Below are 20,315 nucleotides of genomic sequence, written 5' to 3'. Positions count from 1 at the left end.
TCACCTTAGACGACGATGGCCTTTTTTGCGTACTTTGCCAGGGTGCAATTAGTGCGATACGCCCCGAACGCGCGCAACCGCTTTTACCAGGGCAACGACAATGGCGCCAACGATAAAGCCCAGCACAAGATTAAGCAGCGTCGGAAGGCTGAGCGCAATAAACGCGCTTTGCTGCTGGGCAAAATGTTCGATGGCATGGTGTAACGGCGCAATACCGTGTACCACAATTCCCCCGCCCACCAAAAACATTGCTAACGTCCCGACAATGGACAACGCTTTCATCAGCCAGGGGGCAACGACGAGCAATCCTTTCCCCACGAACTGTGCCACCACACTGGTTTTTTCCACCAGCCAGAACCCCATATCGTCCAGTTTTACGATGATCCCCACCAGTCCGTAAACACCGACGGTTACCACCAGAGCGACACCCGACAATACCAGCACCTGATTCAACAATGGCGACTGCGCAACAATGCCCAGGGTAATCGCCACAATTTCGGCGGAGAGAATAAAGTCAGTCCGAATTGCCCCTTTAATTTTGTCTTTCTCGAAAGTAAGAGGATCCTGCGCGGCAATGGCCTCCAGACGCTGCTGGCGCTCTGCCGGACTTTCTTTGTGTTTTCGCGCTTCTAAGGTGTGGAGCACTTTTTCCACGCCCTCAAAGCAGAGAAATGCCCCGCCAATCATCAGTAACGGGGTGATGGCCCAGGGAATAAAAGCACTGATTAGCAGCGCCAGAGGCACCAGGATCACTTTGTTTACCAGCGAGCCTTTGGCCACACTCCAGACAACAGGAAGCTCACGGTTAGCCCGCACGCCAGAGACCTGCTGCGCGTTGAGCGATAAATCATCGCCCAGCACACCGGCTGTTTTTTTCGCAGCCAGTTTTCCCATCATAGAGACATCATCCAACAAGGTGGCGATATCGTCGAGCAACGTTAATAAGCTACTTCCTGCCAAGATGATTCCCTCTGCGTTTTTCTTTTTGACACCGCAAGTATGAAGTAAAACCGGTAAAGCTGAAACCGGCCCCTATAGCAACAAATTTTTAACAATGCAGAGTAATTATAAATCTCGCCAGAAACATAGTTTTGCAGTTTACTATGTTGCTCCTTTTTATTTCCACCGTGAGGATTTATGCGCTTCAGGCAGTTGTTACCACTTTTTAGCGCGCTTTTCGCGCTGTACATTATTTGGGGTTCCACGTACTTCGTGATTCGTATTGGGGTGGAAAGTTGGCCGCCGCTGATGATGGCTGGCGTGCGTTTTCTATCTGCGGGTATCCTCCTGACTGCATTTTTACTCCTTCGCGGGCACAAACTCCCTCCCCTGCGCCCACTTCTTAACGCGGCGCTGATTGGCATCCTGCTGCTGGCGGTAGGGAATGGGCTGGTCACCGTCGCGGAACATCAGAACGTGCCTTCCGGTATCGCCGCCGTGGTGGTCGCTACCGTTCCGCTCTTTACGCTCTGCTTCAGCTGTTTTTTTGGTATTCAAACGCGAAAATTAGAGTGGGCAGGGATCGCCATTGGCCTGGCGGGGATCATCATGCTTAACAGCGGTGGGAACTTAAGCGGAAATCCCTGGGGCGCGGTATTGATTCTGATTGGTTCAATGAGTTGGGCATTTGGTTCGGTATACGGTTCGCGCATTGCATTGCCTGTCGGGATGATGGCTGGCGCCATTGAGATGCTTGCCGCAGGGGTTGTGCTCATGTGCGCGTCTTTTATCTCGGGAGAGAAACTCACCGCCACACCGACGCTTTCCGGCTTTTTTAGCCGTGGGGCTATCTTGCGCTTTTTGGATCCATCATCGCTATCAATGCATACATGTATCTGATACGCAACGTCAGTCCCGCTCTGGCAACCAGTTATGCCTATGTTAACCCGGTTGTCGCGGTATTGCTGGGAACGGGGCTTGGCGGTGAAAGCCTCGCGTTTATCGAGTGGCTGGCGCTGGGAGTGATTGTCTTTGCGGTGGTACTGGTCACGCTTGGAAAATATCTGTTTCCTGCAAAACCGGTCATCGTCGCGGCTGAATCCCAAAAATCACTACAGTAAGTGAATCCCCTGAGTGTCGATCTGCGCCGTGGCGCCGCCCCCGCAGATCCACTCTTCAATTCGCTCAGATAACGCCGCATCATCGAGTTTATCCCGCCCGCGCAAGGCGCATTCCCACAGGATCAACACTCGCCAACCCAGCGTCTGGAGTTTCAGAAGATCCCGGCTGTCCCGTTCGACATTTTTGCCAATTTTCTCCAGCCAAAACTCGGTACGCGTTGCAGGCACTTTGAACAGGTAGCAATGGTGGTGATGCCAGAAACATCCGTGGGTGAAGATGACGCAGTGGTACTCGTCGATAACAAAATCAGGCCGTCCGGGAAGGGTGGCATCCTGCACGCGAAATGCAATTCCCTGATCCATGAGCAGGCTGGCGAGACGCTTTTCGATCGCCGTATCGCGGGTCGCTATCGCCCGCATATTTTTACTGCGCGTCGCCTTATCGTGTACGTCCGCCATGCTGACTCTCTTGCTGGCGCAGCGCGACGGCCTGTTTGATTTTCGGTTCCAGCAATTTGGCCACCGCAGCAAATGCAGGAACCACAACAGAGTTGCCAAACTGACGATACGCCTGGGTGTCTGACACCGGGATACGGAACTGATAACCCTGTGGCGTCTCAAAGCCCATTAACCGGGCACACTCTCTGGGCGTTAATCTGCGTGGGCGATATTGTTGGTTCTGCGGATCGTCAAAATCACGCTCACCCAGGGCCATATCCCAGCCACGATCGATTAAGATTCCGCGCCATCTTTGTAATAACGTGCAGACAGCGTTCGCGTCACGCTCTCAGGGTTGGAGGGATAGACCATCCCGTAACCAAATCCATTTCCCCGCGCCTGGTGTTTTTTCGCGTAGCGGTACAGATACTTCCACAGGACCGGCGTCAGAACGTATTTTGCTTCAACGGCGGGTTCCAGGAGTTTCAGCAAGCGTGACACGACGCTGCGGATAGCGCGTCACAATATCCCGCAATGTAAAATCGGCTTTCAGGTTCAGATCGCGCCGAAACCCCACCAGGACGATACGTTCGCGATGTTGGGGCAAGAAATGCCGCCCATCGATGATCTTCGGATCATCAGGACCGTTATCGGCGGCATCCGCCACGTCGTAACCGAGTTCATCCAGCGTCTGCATAATAATACGGAACGTTTTGCCCTGATCGTGACTCTTCAGGTTCTTCACGTTCTCAAGCACGAAAATCGCGGGACGACAGGCATCAATGATCCGCACCACATCAAAGAACAGCGTGCCCTGCGTATCACAGGCAAAACCGTGTGCGCGGCCCATCGCATTTTTCTTTGATACCCCGGCGAGCGAAAACGGCTGGCAGGGAAACCCCGCCAACAGAACATCATGCTGCGGTATATGCTGGCGAATATGTTCGGCGGCCTGCTGATCCGTCACGCCATCATGATGACTCAGGGTAATGTCGCGAATATCTTCATTGAAGTGATGCGTCTGGGGATCGCAGTAGCAGTTTGCTTTATACCGTTCGCACTGCGTGTTTATTCCATTCGCTGGTAAACACGCATTGCCCGCCTATCGCTTCAAATCCACGGCGTATTCCGCCTATTCCAGCGAAAAGATCGATAAAGCGAAAAGCATAATGGGGATGATGCGCAGGCGGCGTCGGCAGCAACATTTTAAGATGGGTAAATTCGTTCTCACTCAACCGATGCCATGCTGCATTCGCCACGACGCGTTTTAAAATGGCCGGGCTCCAGTGATTCTCCCCAACGCCATTAAGGTGCGCCACCAGCGTTTTCACATCATAGATTTCCAGCAATTTATCCAGCATCGCCTGAACCGCGATCCCGATATTGTCTGTCATCAGGTCCTGAACGCCTGTTACTGAAAGATTATCCTGCATACATTTAACCGGCCAAAATTGATATTCGACAGGTTAACATAAAATGAAGGTATTTACGTTTTGGGTATGAACGCTATTTGTCAGCGCTAAAAGACTGAATAACGGCGTGATCCAGCGATTCATACTCACCGTTTAACTCTGCGCTCAGTTTCGCCATATAGGCCACCAGAAAATCGGCATTGTGCTTCGCCAGCACTTTTCCTTTGGCTGTTTGCATGGTTTTCGGCAGTACCAGTAATTTGCTCTGGAAATGGTCGAGCGCAAACTGTTTATCGTCGAGAGAACGGTTCCGGGCAAAGGGATCCTCGGCATCAAACAATGCCACGCCCAGTGCGCCCGATACCGCAAATACGCGGGCCAGGCCAATGGCGCCGAGGGCTTCCAGTCTGTCGGCATCCTGCACGATTTTCGCCTCGAGCGTGGTTGGTGCAATTTTTGCGCTAAAACTGTGGGCCTCGATCGCGTGAACGACCGCGGGTATCCGTGATGGGGGGAATGACAGGAAATCATTCATTAATATACGACTGGCCTCTTTCGCCGCTAACACGGACCGAACGGTGGCGTTCGGGATGGTTTTTCGGGAGGCTGACAATGTCATGAAAGTAACATGCCGTCAGCACCACTAACCCGTCTACAGCTTCATGTGCACACAATTTTTGCGCTGTCGCCCAGACACGACGAAAATGAAAAATATCATGGGCAGCGTCCTGCTCCAGATGATGCTCGCTAAGCCAGCTCTCAAACTCTCGTTGCCACTGTTGCAGATCCATGTCGCCTCTCCTCGTGTAAAGGCCATACGTTAGCAACTTTCTCTGTCACCTTCACGCCGAATATCACGAGGCCTTGTGTACCATGCAATTCCACCCAATATAACGCCAACCAGACCCAGCACCATAAATCCCAGCAGAGCCCCAAGCCATTTGCCTGCCGTTGACCCCAGATCGCTCTCCATACCAGGAACAGGCACTGACTGAAGGGTTACTCATCACCCAGACGTACCGCGCCATGGCCCATACAAAATATCCGCAAAAAGCATAAAAAACCCACAACGCCAGTTTTCCCGCCCAGACTGCGGTTTGCTTTTTCTTCCATATTGGTCAATTTATACTCCGCTTTGGTGATGTAACTAAAACGACGAAATTTACGCAACTTTGTGATTATAATCACATTCAACTGTGAAGTAAGGCGCTACACGAACTTTGGTTATTTATTTTACATATACATTGATCTCAGGCAATTTTAGTTAAGGCTTCGCAAGCCTTGTCAGTCCAGAAAAGAAACAAAAAGCGCCCACATCAGAGATTTAAAATATATTAATTCCGTGAATAAAATTAGCGACAGTGCATCATTTTAATTTTAACTATTCTTATGCCAGAATCGGGTTGTTATTATCCATTTGTTATTCACTTTAGCAATGCTTCATTGCCAGCATCTATGCCGGTTTTTTAAACAAATACCACACACAAACATTATTAACACACTCAATATTATTAATTCAGAGAATTTCAACAAAGCAAACCATAATTAAGTAAAAGAAAAACATAAACATGAGAAATAAAAACATCGCAAAACATATTTAATTATTTACAGCAAACCTCGAAGATACAATTTGAAATATTTTAAATATATTTGTTACATGTTATTTTTTAAAAAAAATGAACTTCATAGAATAGTATCTCAATGTACTTTTTTGGATACAGTACATATTCATACAAATTATTATCATAAGGATATATATAATGAAAAGAAAAGTTCTGGCGTTGCTTGTTCCGGCATTATTAGCGGCAGGCGCAGCAAATGCGGCTGAAGTATATAATAAAGACGGCAATAAACTCGACCTATACGGAAAAGTTGATGGCCTGCATTACTTCTCTGACGATACCGGCAATGATGGCGATATGTCTTACGTCCGTTTCGGCTTCAAAGGTGAAACGCAGATTGCAGATCAGTTCACTGGTTACGGTCAGTGGGAATATAACGTTCAGGCAAATGGTACTGAAAGTGACAAAGGTGACGCATCGACTCGTCTGGGCTTTGCGGGCTTAGGCTTCGGTCAGAATGGTACCTTTGATTACGGCCGTAACTATGGTGTGGTTTACGACGTAGAGGCGTGGACTGATATGCTGCCAGAATATGGTGGCGATACCTACACTCAGACTGATGTGTTCATGTTGGGTCGTACTAACGGCGTTGCCACTTATCGTAATAAAGGGTTCTTTGGCCAGGTTGACGGTTTGAACTTTGCATTACAGTATCAGGGTAATAACGAAGGCAACAATGGCCAGGAAGGTTCTGGTAACAGCACGAATCGTAAATTAGCCAAAGAAAACGGTGACGGTTTTGGTATGTCGACCTCCTATGACTTTGACTTTGGTTTAAGTCTGGGTGCGGCATATTCTGCCTCAGATCGTACTGACGCTCAGGTGACTCGTGGTAACGGAGATCGCTCTCATGCTAACAGCTATGCCGGTGGTGAAACGGCAGAAGCCTGGACCGTTGGCGCTAAATACGATGCTAATAACATTTATCTGGCAACAATGTATGCAGAAACGCGCAACATGACGTACTACGGCAGTGGTGATGGTAGTGAAGGTGGTATCGCCAATAAAACAAAGAACTTTGAAGCCGTTGCTCAGTACCAGTTCGACTTCGGTCTGCGCCCTTCACTGGCCTACCTGCAATCTAAAGGGTCTGATTTAGGCGGTTGGGCTCACGATAGTAGCGGTAACCCTCGTTACACCGACAAAGATCTGGTCAAATATGTTGAGGTGGGTGCGACTTACTATTTCAACAAAAATATGTCCACCTATGTTGATTATAAAATCAACCTGTTGGATAACGATGACCAGTTTTATGCTGACAATGGCATCGCAACAGACGACATCGTTGCTGTTGGTCTGGTTTACCAGTTCTAAGTTCCCTTTTTCCCAGGCCCGCGCTACGCGGGCTTTTTTATAACCTGCCCTTCCATCTATCACCGTGATAAATAATCACCACCGATATCGTCCAGTGAATAAAGTCATTATCCAGACTACGCTCTGTCTTAAGCACAAATTGTTAGTTCATGTCAGCATTGATGAAAAATAACCCGCCGTAGCGGGTTGAATTAACTGTGTTTTATTAAGCGGCAATCTCTTTATGCTGACAAAGCTCAGATAAATTAGCTCGCACTAATGCCTCTGCAAATGGCGGCGGAACAGCGTTGCCACATCGCGCTACCTGCTTGTCCTTCGCGTATTTCTGACCCCGATAATCCTGATCGATGATGTACCACTCCGGGAAACCCTGAGCGCGGTAGAGTTCATGCAGCTGCAACATGCGCATGCCAATATCTACAATGCGGTTCATAACGCTATCTACTTCTACAAATTCGAAAGCATCTTCACCACAATATTCACGAAGAAAATCACGTACTGACTCGGCGTGTGGGTAGTAGAGGAGAATTATCCCATCTAATCTTGACATTTTTCTGTGTCATTTCACCTATAATTTATGAGGTGATTATGTTTAATCACTCATAAGCTAGGAGGATGTAATGATGAAAAATTTACTTCACTTTTCAATAGCTGTGATCCTGATAGCTCTTCCGATAACGACCTTTGCTGTTGATTCTCTTACCAATGGGAACTCTGCCAGTCACATGAGCGGCACCCTCACTGTAAAGGGAAACAGTGTTGAAGAAGTTGAAAGCACCCTTAAATCGGAAGCAATTAACAGCGGTGCATCAGCATATACGATTACTACTGAGAGTAATGATGCTGGGCAGGTCTACGGCAAAGCAACCCTCTATAAATAAATTTTGATCAACAGGAAGAATGTATCATCTGAAAAATTAACGGCTCCCTCAATAGAGCCGCTATACCCAGATAAAACTAAGCCCCGTATTAGTGGGGCTGATTGAGTTACACCTTAAACCGGTGCGTGGTGGTGCGCGCACCTAGCGCCATTTCTTGCTTGATGGCTTCACGCTTGCGTTCGAACTCATCCGGCACCGTCACAGCCTGTAATGGTGGTGCTGCGTAGAGTGCCTGCATTTCATGCCCCTTTGCTATATCCCATTGAAGGCCCTGCCATCAACATAACCCCCAGCCACCAACGCAATTTTCAGAGCGGTATCGAGTATGCCAAGCTATCCGATGTTCTTTCTCTCAAATGGTCGCAAATAAGCGAGGAAGGCATTTTTATCCAGCAAGGGAAGACAGGGACAAAACAAATTAAAGTCTGGACTGAGAGGCTTCATAACGCCATAGAACTTGCAAAGACTCTGGGCGGACGGGAAACCGTTATCTGTAGCAGTAAGAAAACTAAGTATTCGAAAAGTGGGTTTAACGATCTGTGGGAAACGGCAAGAGAAGCGGCAGGAAAAAAACTTGATAGAAAACTGTCATGTACTTTTCACGTTCTTAAAGCCAAGGGAATCTCTGACTACGAAGGTTCGAGTAAAGACAAGCAATTATTCTCAGGTCACAAAACTGAAAGCCAGGTTGTGGTTTATGACAGAAAAGTGAAAATTTCTCCCACATTGGATCTTCCAGTATTAGGCAAATCAGAAGATGATGATGGCGAGTTTTATACCAAGTGAATATACCAACACTATACCAAGTGTGACATGAGTCGTTGAATGGGATTGAACTAAGTGCTTGAATAGTGGCGGAGAGAGGGGGATTTGAACCCCCGGTAGAGTTGCCCCTACTCCGGTTTTCGAGACCGTTCCGTTCAGCCGCTCCGGCATCTCCGTTCTGGTGGTTGCAATGATGCCAGGTAATTTGGCATTTTAACAGACCCTGCCCTTTCAATTTTGTTCAAGTGACGAGTTTGCGAGCAAAACGATGATTAAGTGGCCCTGGAAAGCACAAGAAACAGCGCAGAATGAAGTCCTGCCGTGGGAAGACGCCCTTGCCATTCCTCTGCTGGTAACCCTCTCTGCCCAAGAACAAGCCAGATTGATTGCGCTGGCAGAGCGTTTTTTACAGCAAAAAAGGCTGGTCGCACTTCAGGGTTTTGAGCTGGACTCGCTAAAAAGTACCCGCATCGCGCTCCTTTTTTGTCTGCCGGTTCTGGAGTTAGGCATTGAATGGCTGGACGGCTTTCATGAAGTGCTGATCTACCCTGCCCCGTTTGTGGTGGATGATGAATGGGAAGACGACATTGGGTTAGTACACAACCAGCGCGTCGTTCAGTCCGGACAAAGCTGGCAGCAAGGACCTATTATTCTCAACTGGCTCGACATTCATGACTCCTTCGATGCCTCCGGTTTTAATCTGATCATTCACGAAGTGGCGCATAAATTGGATATGCGCAATGGCGATCGCGCAAGCGGCATTCCTTTAATCCCGTTGCGGGATGTTGCCAGTTGGGAGCATGACCTGCACGCTGCAATGAACAATATTCAGGACGAGATTGATTTGGTGGGCGAGACAGCATCCAGTATTGATGCCTATGCCGCTGTCGACCCTGCTGAATGTTTTGCCGTCTTGTCAGAGTACTTTTTCAGTGCGCCAGAACTGTTTGCACCACGATTCCCGGCGGCTGTGGCAACGCTTTTGCCAGTTCTACCGTCAGGATCCGTTACAGCGTTTACGCGATAGCGCCGATGACGACGAGCAGTGGGCCTCAAGCGTACATTAACTCTCTGATTTGAGGATTAATTAACCAATTGAAATAGCATACGAATTTTACTGTTGACACCGTGTGGTGTGGTCAGTATTATTCGCCTCGTTCAAACGATTCCTCTGTAGTTCAGTCGGTAGAACGGCGGACTGTTAATCCGTATGTCACTGGTTCGAGTCCAGTCAGAGGAGCCAAATTTAGAAAAGCCCGCTTATAGCGGGCTTTTTGCTTTATATCTGATAATCGATGACGCTCTCGTCTGATTCCATCACCTGTCGCTTAATATCTTCAACTGACAACCCAGCATTACATAACTCAATGAAACGCCAGACGTAATTGCGCTGTAACTGCCCGCGTTTCAGACCGAGCCAGACCGTATTGGCATCAAATAAATGTCGGGTATCGAGACGTGTCAGCGCCCCCTCTTCTGTCTCACCACTTGATTGCTCTGCCACCAAACCTATCCCCAGCCCCTAGTCCCACATAGGTTTTAATAACATCAGAATCCTGAGCGCTCAGGACAATATCAGGAAGTAGTCCTTTGCGGGTAAAAGCTTCATCAATGCGGGAACGTCCGGTAATCCCTTGTCTGTAAGTGATCAACGGCCAGTGTGCAATTGACTCCAGCGTTAAGGGTAACGAGTGAACAAGCGGGTGATCGTGAGGCACCAACAGACTGTGATGCCAGCGAAACCAGGGGAACGCGACTAGCTGAGGGTCATTGCTTAACCGCTCGCTGGCAATCCCTATGTCGGCCCCGCCGCTATGCAACAATCCCTCAATCTCTTGCGTGTTTCCCTGAATTAACTCCAGGCGAACTTCCGGGAACAATTCACGAAAGCTTTAATGCTTCCGGCAGACTAGTATCGCGCCTGGGTGTGGGTCGTGGCAATCGTTAAAACACCGGAGGTGTCGTTGGTAAACAAATCAGCAAGCCGACGAACATTACTGGCTTCATTGAGAATCCGCTCGGCGATCACCAGCAGCGCTTTGCCGGGTTCTGTCATTCCAAGCAGACGTTTACCACGCCGGATAAAAATCTCAATGCCTAACTCGTCCTCCAGTTCACGAATATGTCGACTCACACCCGACTGCGAGGTATAGAGCATATTGGCGACCTCCGTCAGGTTATAGTCCTGGCGGGCCGCCTCGCGGATTATTTTTAGTTGCTGAAAATTCACTCTTCGCTCCGGAAACATCAGACATTACGCTATTGTTAAAGTCTGATGCCCGGCATAACAAATAATAAAAACCCGCATCTTATTCCACTGAGGAATAACGCTTAACTAACCAGCAACAGTTCCCGATTTTCCAGGGTTGGACGGCTCACCAGAGACATCAAAATCTCTTTTACCGCCTGAGCCTGAGGTGACAAACTCCCTTTGGCCTGCGTATTGAGCGACAAAGGTAAGCTCATAGAGGGTGTCGTAATACGGGCCATCCAGCCATTCGCCGCACTGCTCAGGGCGCGGGCTGCCGACTCAGGCAAAACAGTTACCCCCATCCCGCTGGCAATTGCCGCCGTTAAGGTTGTGATAGATTCAATTTCACCAATCACTTTCAGCGTCAGGCGGCGTAGCGAAAACGCTTCATCCACGCGCAGGCGAACCGCGCTGTAGTCCCGAGGAAGGAACAAATTCATCTCAGCAACCGCCGTTAAATCAACACTCTGCCCGGGACAATCACACGTTCCCACCAGGAACAGATCTTCCTTGAGCAAAGGTTGACTGCTAATACCCGCAACCGGAGAACGTTCATACAACACGGCGATATCCAGTTGGCCGTTGAGCAGTTTGTCGTTCAGCACCGCTCCGCTATTTTCATGTAAGTAGACCAGTACCTCGGGTAACTCGGCGCGAACCGCCTGAAGCAGCGGCATGGTTATAGAAGAGGCCGCGGTCCCTGGGGCAAGACCAATAGAAACCTGCCCGCTGAGGGTCTGTCCGGCGTTATTCACTGCCAGATGGGCTTGCTCGCACTGGCGGAGTATCGTCCGTGCATGCGTATAGAGAGTTTTCCCAGCCTCAGTAGGCGTTACGCCCCGCTTGGGTTTCGAATCAACAGTTGCTGATCCAGTTCCCCTTCCAGCGTTGCTACCTGCTGGCTAAGTGCAGGTTGCGCGATATGCAGCACTTCAGCAGCCTGAGTCAGGCTACCAATATCGACGATTTTTACGAAGTATTTCAGCCGTCTGAAGTTCATTTTGCCTCCTGTCCGGAACGCCAGCCCTGATGCTGGCAGCCGTGTTCGCGAAGGGTATTGCAAGATGCTTGCCAGTTTCTATCAATCGACGACATGCACTCTAATATGTTGTTAAGAAAGACATTATTCCTTCCTGGCATTCTTATAAACCAAGTCGGTCATGTTGTTCTGCTCCATCACAGGTAAAAGCGCACCAGATCAGGGCAAAAATGGAAACTGCCCGAAAGATCATCGCTTTGTTGATTTTGTCAGCAAACGAACTCGGAATTGTATTTCACCCTTTGACAACCCAAACGCGCGCCGCTAATATGCGCCTCGTTCACACGATTCCTCTGTAGTTCAGTCGGTAGAACGGCGGACTGTTAATCCGTATGTCACTGGTTCGAGTCCAGTCAGAGGAGCCAAATTTAGAAAAGCCCGCTTTTTAGCGGGCTTTTTGCTTTTCGGGATTTACCCTCTGCCTGTGCTTATTTTTTGCAATTAATTACTGTCAGTAAAAATAATCCTCCGCTATCGCAAAATTCACTCTGATACTCCGCCTTTCGTTCATTTCATTTTGTTTTCCGATAACCACATTAAAGTCTCCAGATAGACATTCTGTTCTTTTTAAGCTGTGCGGCATTGAGATATGCGTCAGTGAAATCATCTTTACGTCATTTGCTATTCTTCGACTTCTGTTTGGGTAACATCCTGAATACCTCAATATCCCCTGCGCAATAATTAAGCGAAACGGACCGGTTATTTTGTCCAAAAGACTGAGATACGTGGGCAGATATTTGGAGCAAACGCGGGCAGACGCGTTTGTCTCTCTGGCGAGCGACGCCGGGTCAGTCGGCGCGTCATCGCGCTTAAGGAAGCAGCGTGTTTCCGGTCTATTGATAACGGAACAAAGAGGGAGTGAGCATGTCGACTTTTAAAAAGTGCCTTATTGCACTGTCAATAAACGTAGCGGTAGTTTCATCGGGTTTTGCCTGTACAACACTGTTGGTCGGAAATGAAGCGTCTGCGGATGGTTCCATGATGGTTGCCCGTAGCGCAGACAGTGATGCAATGAAAGCACAGCATTTCCTGATTCATCCGGCGAAAAAAAATCAAACCGGGGTGTACAGTACCAAAGCACATAACGGCGCGAATAATTTCACCTGGCCATTACCGAAGAACTCCTTACGTTATACCACCGTCCCTAACTGGAAAACCCAGTTGCATGGCGCAACGGGCTTTAACGAAGCAGGTGTCGGTGTGAGCGGCACAGAATCTATTTTTGCTTCACCAAAAGCACTGGCATTTGATCCCTATGTCGAAGATGTCGGCATTACGGAAGACGATATTCCAGACGTTCTCCTTTCCCAGACAAAAACTGCACGAGAAGCCGTCGCATTGCTGGGCCATATTATTGAAACCACAGGCGCCGGCGAAGGTTTTGGTGTGGCCGTTGTCGATGATAATGAAGTCTGGTATCTGGAAACTGCAACCGGGCATCAGTGGATGGCGCAACGCCTCCCTTCCAGCCAATATTTTGCGTCAGGCAATCAGGGACGTTTACAATCTTATGATGCAAAAGACCCTAATTTTATGGGAATCAAAAACCTGGTTGAGTTTGCCACGGAAAAAGGTCTTTATGACCAGAAACGCGACGGGGCATTTAATTTCTCCAAAGCCTATACCCGTGATGATGAACGTGACCGGACGTATAACGACCCACGCGTCTGGACTATTCAGAAGCAATTTACACCGTCACTGACGCAGGACGTCGCCGCCGGTAGACAATTCCCGGTCTCTGCCACGCCTGAGAAAAAAATGACGCTGGATGACGTTAAAGCCGTCCTGCGCGATCATTACGAAGGCACCGAGCATGATCCCTATTCAAAAGGGTCTGAATGGAAAAGAACCACTGGCGTTTCCGGTAAGCGTTTTCCGTACCTATGAAGCGCACGTTATGCAGGTCCGCCCGTGGCTGCCGAAGGAAATCGGCGAAGTCAGTTATATTGGCCTGGGCATGGCCGATCTCACCGCGTTTGTCCCCTACTACAGCGGGATTAAAAGCCTATCCGGCCAACTATACCATCGGCACAGATAAAGCGGACAGTCAGTCCATTTACTGGAAATACCGTAAATTGCAGACTGCCTGACGATGACGGATTACCCGAAACTCGCCCCTATCGTTAAGCGTGCTTACAAAGACTGGGAGGACAAGTATCGCGAAGGAGCAGAAAGAGGTCCGAAGCCCGAGTATCTGAAAATGGCAAAACCAATAAAGTCTGCCGCAAATAAAATGCTGAATGACTTTAATTTACGCGTGATGGCCGACGCAGAGGAACTGACCGAGTCGTTAACAAACCAGCTTTTCACCCTACGCACCAAGGATATTCAGTCCGATATCTTCTTTGCTAATGCCGCCAAAAAAGACTAACGGAAAACAGTCACACGGTAACCTCCAAAGCCGGATGCCCTCCGGCTTTTTCACCCCGCGTTCATCGCCCCCTTTTGTTTCACAATTCGCTGACATACTATCGAATGGTATGGGCAACCTGTGAACGCATAAGGAGAACAATATGGAGAATCAGGGTAAAGGTCTGACACCCGAACAGGCGCTGGAACGCCTTAATGAATTATATGATCGGTCAGTAAATGCACTACGGGAAGCCATCTCTCACTATATTGAAAACGGTACGCTAACCCGATGCCGATGCAAGAAATAATGGGCTTTTCGTCTACCCTTCCCTCTCAGTAAGCTGGGATGGCACCGCCACTAATCCCCCCAAAACGCGCGCTTTTGGGCGTTTTACCCATGCGGGATGTTACACCACCACCGTGACGCGTCCCGAACTGTTTCGCGCTTATCTGCTGGAACAGCTAACGCTGGTTTATCAGGATTACGGTGCTCATATCTGTGTCGAACCGTCGCACCACGAAATCCCCTATCCTTATGTCATTGATGGTTCTGCGCTGACGCTTGATCGTTCAATGAGCGCCGGACTTACGCGCCATTTCCCGACAACGGAACTGGCACAGATTGGTGATGAGACGGCCGACGGCATCTATCATCCGGCAGAATTTTCTCCCCTGTCTCATTTCGATGCTCGCCGTGTCGATTTCTCGCTGGCGCGCCTGCGCCACTATACCGGCACGCCGGTTGAACATTTTCAGCCCTTCGTATTGTTTACCAACTACACCCGTTATGTGGATGAATTTGTGCGTTGGGGATGCAGCCAAATTCTGGATCCGGACAGCCCTTACATCGCCCTGTCTTGTGCAGGAGGGATCTGGATCACCGCAGAAACAGAAGCGCCGGAAGAAGCCATTTCCGATTTGGCCTGGAAAAAGCATCAAATGCCCGCCTGGCAGTCTGATCACCGCCGACGGCCCAGGGCATTACGCTTGGTGAACATCGGCGTCGGCCCTTCTAACGCCAAAACGATTTGTGACCATCTGGCCGTCCTGCGCCCGGATGTCTGGCTCATGACGTGCCACTGCGGTGGATTACGTGAAAGCCAGTCCATTGGCGATTACGTACTGGCTCACGCCTATTTGCGCGACGATCACGTGCTGGACGCCGTACTCCCGCCCGATATCCCAATCCCCAGCATTGCCGGAAGTACAGCGCGCACTCTATGACGCCACCAAACAGGTCAGTGGAATGCCGGGCGAAGGAGGTTAAACAACGCTTGCGTCACCGGAGACCGTGTGGTCACCACCGATGACCGAAACTGGGAGTTACGTTATTCGGCCTCAGCATTGCGCTTCAACCTGAGTCGCGCCGTGGCGATTGATATGGAAAGCGCCACCATTGCCGCCCAGGGCTACCGTTTCCGCGTTCCCTACGGCACGCTACTGTGTGTTTCTGATAAACCCCTGCACGGAGAAATCAAGCTTCCGGGCCAGGCTAACCGTTTTTATGAGGGTGCCATTTCCGAGCACCTGCAGATTGGTATCCGGGGGCGAGGTCGACCTGCTGCGCGCAGAAGGCGATCGTCTGCTATCCCGTAAATTACGTACGTTCAACGAACCGCCGTTCCGTTAAGGCCAGAAGGTATCTATGCAAAACTCAACTCCCCTTTCCGCTCTGCGCAGCTTACTGATAACGCAAGGGCTGGATGGCATGATTATCCCACGCGCCGACGCCCATCAGAGCGAGAGATTGTACGCCGCATGACAACAAACTGGCCTGGTTGACCGGGTTTAGCGGCTCCGCCGGACTGGCGCTAGGTGCTCGGCGACCGGGCGCTAATCTTCGTCGACGGGCGATACCAGGTACAGGTCCGCGCTGAGGTCGATCTCAACGATTTTGAGATTCATCATTTGCACGATGAACCTCTGGCAGACTATCTACAGACGCATGTTCCGGCCGGGGCACGTATCGCATTCGAGCCATTACTGATGGCTAACAGCCAGTTTGAAGCTCTCTCGGCGACGCACTGCGAACTGGTCGCCTTAGAGAGCGACCCATTTGACACCGTATGGCATGACCGCCCCGCAGCACCTTGTGGACTGATCAGAGAAATGCCGATTGAAATCAGCGGAGAAAGCAGTACGCAAAAGCGCGCGCGTATTATCGAAGCGTTGTCAAAACACCAGGCAGATATTCTGGCTATCACCTTGCCGGACAACATTGCCTGGCTGCTGAATGTCCGCGGTGCGGACTTGAATATGGTGCCGGTGCCTTTCTCTTTTGCTCTGCTGCACCGCACGGGCGAACTGGAATGGTTCGTCGATAGCCGAAAAACCACATCATTACCGAACGCACTGCTGGAAACGTTGACGCTCTCAGCGCAGGAAGATTTCGTGGCTCGTTGCCAACAACTGGCCCCCGGAAAACGCGTTCTGGTGGATAAAGATTACGCACCGGTTGCGCTACGTTTTGCCATTGAACAACACGGCGGCGAAGTCATTTGGTCGCCCGATCCCATCACTTTTATCAAAGCGAATAAAAACGCGACAGAGCTGGCGGGTTATCGGGAATGCCACGAGCAGGATGGCGCCGCGTGGGTTAATTTTCTGGCGTGGCTGGCGCATGAAGTTCCACTGCGTGAAGCGGCAGGCAATCCCGTCACCGAGCTGGAAGCTCAGGCAAAACAGCTGTTCTATCGTCAACAGCAACCGGGCTTTATTGAACAAAGTTTTGGCACTATTTCTGCCTCGGCGAGCAACGCCGCCATGTGTCATTATCACTCGAGCGAACAAACCAATACGCCGATAACATCGCAAGCAATGTACCTGAACGATTCCGGCGGCCAGTATCAGAATGGAACCACCGATACCACCCGTACACTGGCGTTTGGGCCTCAGAATGCGCAGCGACGTCTGCATTACACTGCTGTACTGAAGGGCTTCCTGTCACTGATCACCCTGCAGTTCCCCAGCGGAAGTCAGGGCCACCAACTCGATGCGTTTGCCCGCCGGGCGCTTTGGGAACTCGGCCTCGACTACGATCATGGAACGGGTCACGGCGTCGGTCATCAGCTTTTGATCCACGAGCAGCCTCACCGTCTGGCTAAAAAAGTGAATCCGTGGCCGCTGGCCGCAGGCAATATCATGACCATTGAGCCGGGTTATTACCTTGCCGGGCAATATGGTATCCGTATTGAAAATCAGGTTGAGATCGTAGAAAGCCGCCCAGGATTCTGTAAGTTTTCCACGCTGACGCTGGTGCCCATCGACCTTAATCTGGTGGAGTTACATTTACTGAGTGACACTGAGAAACAATGGATCGATGACTACCATCAGCAGGTCAGAGAAACGTTGTCTCCGCGGGTGAACAGCGAGGCGCGTCCGTGGCTGTTTGCAGCAACGGCACCCATTCGGGTACAGGCGAATTAAGTCTGAATAAGAAAGCAAAAAGCCCGCTAAAAAGCGGGCTTCTCTAAATTTGGCTCCTCTGACTGGGATCTCCTTTGCCATTAACTAGCTAATAGTTAAGCTAGAACAGAAATTTTATTTTATCAAGACCACCAAAATGACCACCAATCTCTTATTTCTGGAAGGAAAGCCTGGTATCCTTCAACCATTGAGCAATGTCCTTAAGTTATTACGAATAAGTTTGGCCATACTGCTTGTGGATAGTCCATGTAAACGAGCCAGTTCTTCTGCAACATTTGCTACATCTCTGTAGGCTGTGACGGTCTGTCACCGGTAAGAGTGAACGGGCTATCAGTGTACAGGGTTATGCAAACTGCTCAGCGAAGCATCAACAACAGCACAGTACCTATGTGTCGATCGGACGCCAAGTACAACATACACAAGGAACACTGATAAAATATTATTTAGCATTTTTATTTTGTACTATGTTGTATGTATATTTGTTACAAACTGCCAAAGACGGACTGCGAAATGTACCGGCTTAGCCCAACGGATAGTTTTTATGCCATATGAACCAGATTCATCCAACTCGCTACATGCTTTTGATTTTGCAAAGAAAACAAAGCCAGTAATGGCAATAAAAAGATTGCAGGATAAATTGCAAGAGTTTGGAACTCCAGTCAAGCTCGAGGTTGGTGAGGAATTATTTTTCAGTGATGATAAGGAAACAGCATTCATTTTCATACTCAGCGAGGGATGTGCCTCACTTTGTCACTTTAATACCAACCTTCATACCGGGACGACATTCGCCCCGACGATTGTCGGTTTGATTGATGGTTATAGCTTGTACTACGATGTCGAGAACCGTCCCCGCCACTATATTTATGCCGAAACGCGATGTACTGGGTACAAAGTTCCTTTAGAAAAATTTGTCGAGCAATGTGATACATACAATCTCTGGCATGACGTTGCACGTATCCTCGCGCAACGCTTAATGACCATGAGCGCGATGGAAGAAGAGCTTGTCGGGCTGAATGCCTATGGCTCCATTCGCGCTGTATTGATCGAGCTTTGGCTCTACCCTGAAGATATACGCAGCCAATTGAATATTGCCGCCTTCATTCAAAAACGCACGAATCTTTCCAGGAGTCGAATTATGGCTGTGCTGTCAGCACTGAAAGAAGGTGGCTATATCACGATAAAAACAGGCAAACTTGTTGACCTCAATAAATTACCAAAGGCTTTTTAGTTAAACATGGCTTTGTTGAATAAATCAGATTTGGAATAAGCATCCCCGTAACGGGTTGTTGCTGTCAGGCAATTCGCATGCTTTCTGGCATACCTGCCTTCGTCATTTTGTTCAAAGCACGAACTATGGCCAAAGCGTCTGCTACCTGACCATCGATGACATAACCGGGTGTCATAAGCCCCCGTCCGCAGCCGCTGACCTGATTTTTCGGTGGGTCTGCCGGACTAGCCCCGGAAAAGCCTCTGCGTTCGTAACATTGTTCAACGACAGGTCAGCACTGATGATTTTATGTGTTTTGATGTCAACGGTCAGATGGAGCTTCCGCCAGATACGACGGCGCTCTTTGCCGTGTTTTTTGACTTTCCACACGCCTTCAGCAAAGACCTTCAGCCCTGTGGAATCGATCACCAGGTACGCTATTTCACCCCAGATCGACGTTTTGAAATTGACGTTAACCGACCTGGCCCGCTTAAAAATTTGCACTGTACGGCCAGTCTGGTTTTGATGAAGGTCAACAGCTGAGTATTTGTCGCTCACAGCGAAGACAGCATTGATGGGCATCCGGACTGAGTTATTGTCGCTATCATAGATGAATGCGCAGGAGAAATAGATAATACGGTCCTAAATTGGAGTTTGACATTGCCGCTGCCAGCTTTAGATTATCCGCGGAGTTTTTAACGTGACACGGGATTCTGAACGCTCTCGTTGAATCTGAGAGCGAGAGGATTTCGGGTATGAACTGCTACAATGCAACTACAATTATGAAAAAGTTCAGCGTATATTATACGCAGCAACTACTCGGTTATATGTGAATGCTAATGGTTAAGCATTTATATCCTCTAGCGTAAAGCTAACATTCATTAAATTGTGGCTAATGTTGATGTAGTTGCTAATAAATTATAATTTGGAACTTGATGATGAAGCAAAGCTCACCAATAAAGCAATGCGAACTGTTTTCGTGTTTTGCCTGGTTACAGATTGTTTTACAAGTCTTATTCCTTTAGTGTCTATATGCCGCACCGGCGATGGCGCAAGTTCTTCAATGACTAACCAATCCCCGTTTTCGGCCGATCGCCAGACAACGACGACAACACAGCCCGGTACAGAACTCCCGTATGCCTCGTCCATGGCCTCTGCCGCCTCCGCGCTCAGTAGCGGCAATGCAAACGAGTGCTGCAACCTCCGTCGCTACCGGCTATGCCTCTTCATCAGTCCAACAGTGGTTAAGCCAATTTGGCACCGCGCGCGTACAGCTTAACGTTGATGAAAACGGCAATTGGGATGACAGTTCCATCGATTTCCTCGCCCCACTCTATGACAATAAAAAATCCATGTTGTTTACCCAACTTGGCCTGCGCGCACCCGATGGTCGCGTCACAGGGAAATATGGGGATGGGGGTGCGTACTTTCTATCTGGAAAACTGGATGTTCGGCGGGCAACGTATTCTTTGATGACGACTTTACAGGTAAGAACCGCCGTATTGGCATAGGCGCTGAAGCATGGGACTGATAATTTAAAGTTGTCAG

At 49.3% G+C, this 20,315-nt stretch carries 7 protein-coding genes, 2 tRNA genes and 14 pseudogenes; 13 read left to right on the top strand and 10 right to left on the bottom strand.

Annotation, left to right across the window (positions count from 1 at the left end):
- Positions 1–48: 48 nt before the first annotated feature.
- Positions 49–966: a DUF808 domain-containing protein gene (locus tag P2W74_RS09355; protein ID WP_276295157.1), complete on the bottom strand. Its 918-nt coding sequence runs from the start codon at positions 964–966 to the stop codon at positions 49–51.
- 171 nt (positions 967–1,137) lie between these two features.
- Between P2W74_RS09355 and yedA the strand changes: the two are divergent.
- A pseudogene (gene yedA, locus P2W74_RS09350) lies at positions 1,138–2,060 on the top strand (drug/metabolite exporter YedA).
- Here yedA and P2W74_RS09345 read toward each other — a convergent pair.
- The 4 genes and pseudogenes from P2W74_RS09345 to drpB all read right to left on the bottom strand — a co-directional run bounded on the left by P2W74_RS09345 (position 2,052) and on the right by drpB (position 5,023).
- A complete protein-coding gene (locus P2W74_RS09345; protein WP_276294774.1) occupies positions 2,052–2,519 on the bottom strand; it encodes a very short patch repair endonuclease in 468 nt (155 codons plus the stop codon). The pseudogene yedA and the gene P2W74_RS09345 sit on opposite strands and share 9 nt — an antisense overlap.
- Positions 2,500–3,931 (bottom strand): annotated as a pseudogene (locus P2W74_RS09340) (DNA cytosine methyltransferase). The gene P2W74_RS09345 and the pseudogene P2W74_RS09340 overlap by 20 nt, the downstream one beginning before the upstream one ends.
- A gap of 73 nt (positions 3,932–4,004) precedes the next feature.
- A pseudogene (locus P2W74_RS09335) lies at positions 4,005–4,701 on the bottom strand (phosphohydrolase).
- Between the two features lie 29 nt (positions 4,702–4,730).
- Positions 4,731–5,023: pseudogene (drpB, locus tag P2W74_RS09330) on the bottom strand (cell division protein DrpB).
- A 647-nt stretch (positions 5,024–5,670) separates the two neighbouring features.
- Here drpB and ompC point away from each other — a divergent pair.
- Positions 5,671–6,846, top strand: a complete 1,176-nt coding sequence (gene ompC / locus P2W74_RS09325; protein WP_276294773.1) for a porin OmpC — start codon at positions 5,671–5,673, stop codon at positions 6,844–6,846.
- Between the two features lie 205 nt (positions 6,847–7,051).
- Here ompC and P2W74_RS09320 read toward each other — a convergent pair.
- Positions 7,052–7,354, bottom strand: a pseudogene (locus tag P2W74_RS09320) (DNA cytosine methyltransferase); the annotation flags it as partial.
- 112 nt (positions 7,355–7,466) lie between these two features.
- Between P2W74_RS09320 and P2W74_RS09315 the strand changes: the two are divergent.
- A complete protein-coding gene (locus tag P2W74_RS09315) occupies positions 7,467–7,727 on the top strand; it encodes a YdgH/BhsA/McbA-like domain containing protein (protein WP_276294772.1) in 261 nt (86 codons plus the stop codon).
- 106 nt (positions 7,728–7,833) lie between these two features.
- Here the strand turns inward: P2W74_RS09315 and P2W74_RS09310 are convergent, their stop codons facing one another.
- Positions 7,834–7,965 (bottom strand): hypothetical protein, encoded by a 132-nt coding sequence (locus tag P2W74_RS09310; protein ID WP_276294771.1) that lies wholly within the window; start codon positions 7,963–7,965, stop codon positions 7,834–7,836.
- A gap of 89 nt (positions 7,966–8,054) precedes the next feature.
- On the opposite strand from P2W74_RS09310, the pseudogene P2W74_RS09305 reads away from it, so the two are divergent.
- The 3 genes and pseudogenes from P2W74_RS09305 to P2W74_RS09295 form a co-directional block, all read left to right on the top strand.
- Positions 8,055–8,513, top strand: a pseudogene (locus tag P2W74_RS09305) (tyrosine-type recombinase/integrase); the annotation flags it as partial.
- 247 nt (positions 8,514–8,760) lie between these two features.
- Positions 8,761–9,559, top strand: a pseudogene (gene mtfA, locus P2W74_RS09300) (DgsA anti-repressor MtfA).
- A gap of 100 nt (positions 9,560–9,659) precedes the next feature.
- A tRNA-Asn gene (locus P2W74_RS09295) sits at positions 9,660–9,735 on the top strand.
- Positions 9,736–9,771: 36 nt separating this feature from the next.
- Here the strand turns inward: P2W74_RS09295 and cbl are convergent.
- Positions 9,772–10,722 (bottom strand): annotated as a pseudogene (gene cbl, locus P2W74_RS09290) (HTH-type transcriptional regulator Cbl).
- Positions 10,723–10,823: 101 nt separating this feature from the next.
- Positions 10,824–11,743: pseudogene (nac, locus tag P2W74_RS09285) on the bottom strand (nitrogen assimilation transcriptional regulator NAC).
- 328 nt (positions 11,744–12,071) lie between these two features.
- On the opposite strand from nac, the gene P2W74_RS09280 reads away from it, so the two are divergent.
- From P2W74_RS09280 to P2W74_RS09260, 5 genes and pseudogenes are all read left to right on the top strand, one after another.
- Positions 12,072–12,147, top strand: a tRNA-Asn gene (locus P2W74_RS09280).
- Positions 12,148–12,646: 499 nt separating this feature from the next.
- A pseudogene (locus tag P2W74_RS09275) lies at positions 12,647–14,153 on the top strand (C69 family dipeptidase).
- A 142-nt stretch (positions 14,154–14,295) separates the two neighbouring features.
- Positions 14,296–15,764 (top strand): annotated as a pseudogene (locus tag P2W74_RS09270) (AMP nucleosidase).
- A 15-nt stretch (positions 15,765–15,779) separates the two neighbouring features.
- Positions 15,780–17,560: pseudogene (locus tag P2W74_RS09265) on the top strand (aminopeptidase P family protein).
- 541 nt (positions 17,561–18,101) lie between these two features.
- Entirely contained in the window at positions 18,102–18,788 is a 687-nt protein-coding gene (locus P2W74_RS09260; RefSeq protein ID WP_276294770.1) for a helix-turn-helix domain-containing protein, read from the top strand.
- A gap of 64 nt (positions 18,789–18,852) precedes the next feature.
- On the opposite strand, the pseudogene P2W74_RS09255 reads toward P2W74_RS09260, so the two are convergent.
- Positions 18,853–19,265: pseudogene (locus tag P2W74_RS09255) on the bottom strand (transposase); the annotation flags it as partial.
- A 638-nt stretch (positions 19,266–19,903) separates the two neighbouring features.
- Here P2W74_RS09255 and P2W74_RS23545 point away from each other — a divergent pair.
- Both P2W74_RS23545 and P2W74_RS23540 read left to right on the top strand, forming a co-directional pair.
- Positions 19,904–20,122: pseudogene (locus P2W74_RS23545) on the top strand (inverse autotransporter beta domain-containing protein); the annotation flags it as partial.
- Positions 20,116–20,298, top strand: a complete 183-nt coding sequence (locus tag P2W74_RS23540) for an inverse autotransporter beta domain-containing protein (RefSeq protein ID WP_412767238.1) — start codon at positions 20,116–20,118, stop codon at positions 20,296–20,298. The pseudogene P2W74_RS23545 and the gene P2W74_RS23540, both read left to right, overlap by 7 nt.
- The last annotated feature ends 17 nt before the right edge of the window (positions 20,299–20,315 follow it).

It is taken from the genome of Citrobacter enshiensis (assembly GCF_029338175.1).
Lineage (GTDB): Bacteria > Pseudomonadota > Gammaproteobacteria > Enterobacterales > Enterobacteriaceae > Citrobacter_D > Citrobacter_D enshiensis.
Note: the sequence above shows the minus strand (reverse complement) of the source record. Positions and strands in the feature narration are given on the sequence as shown.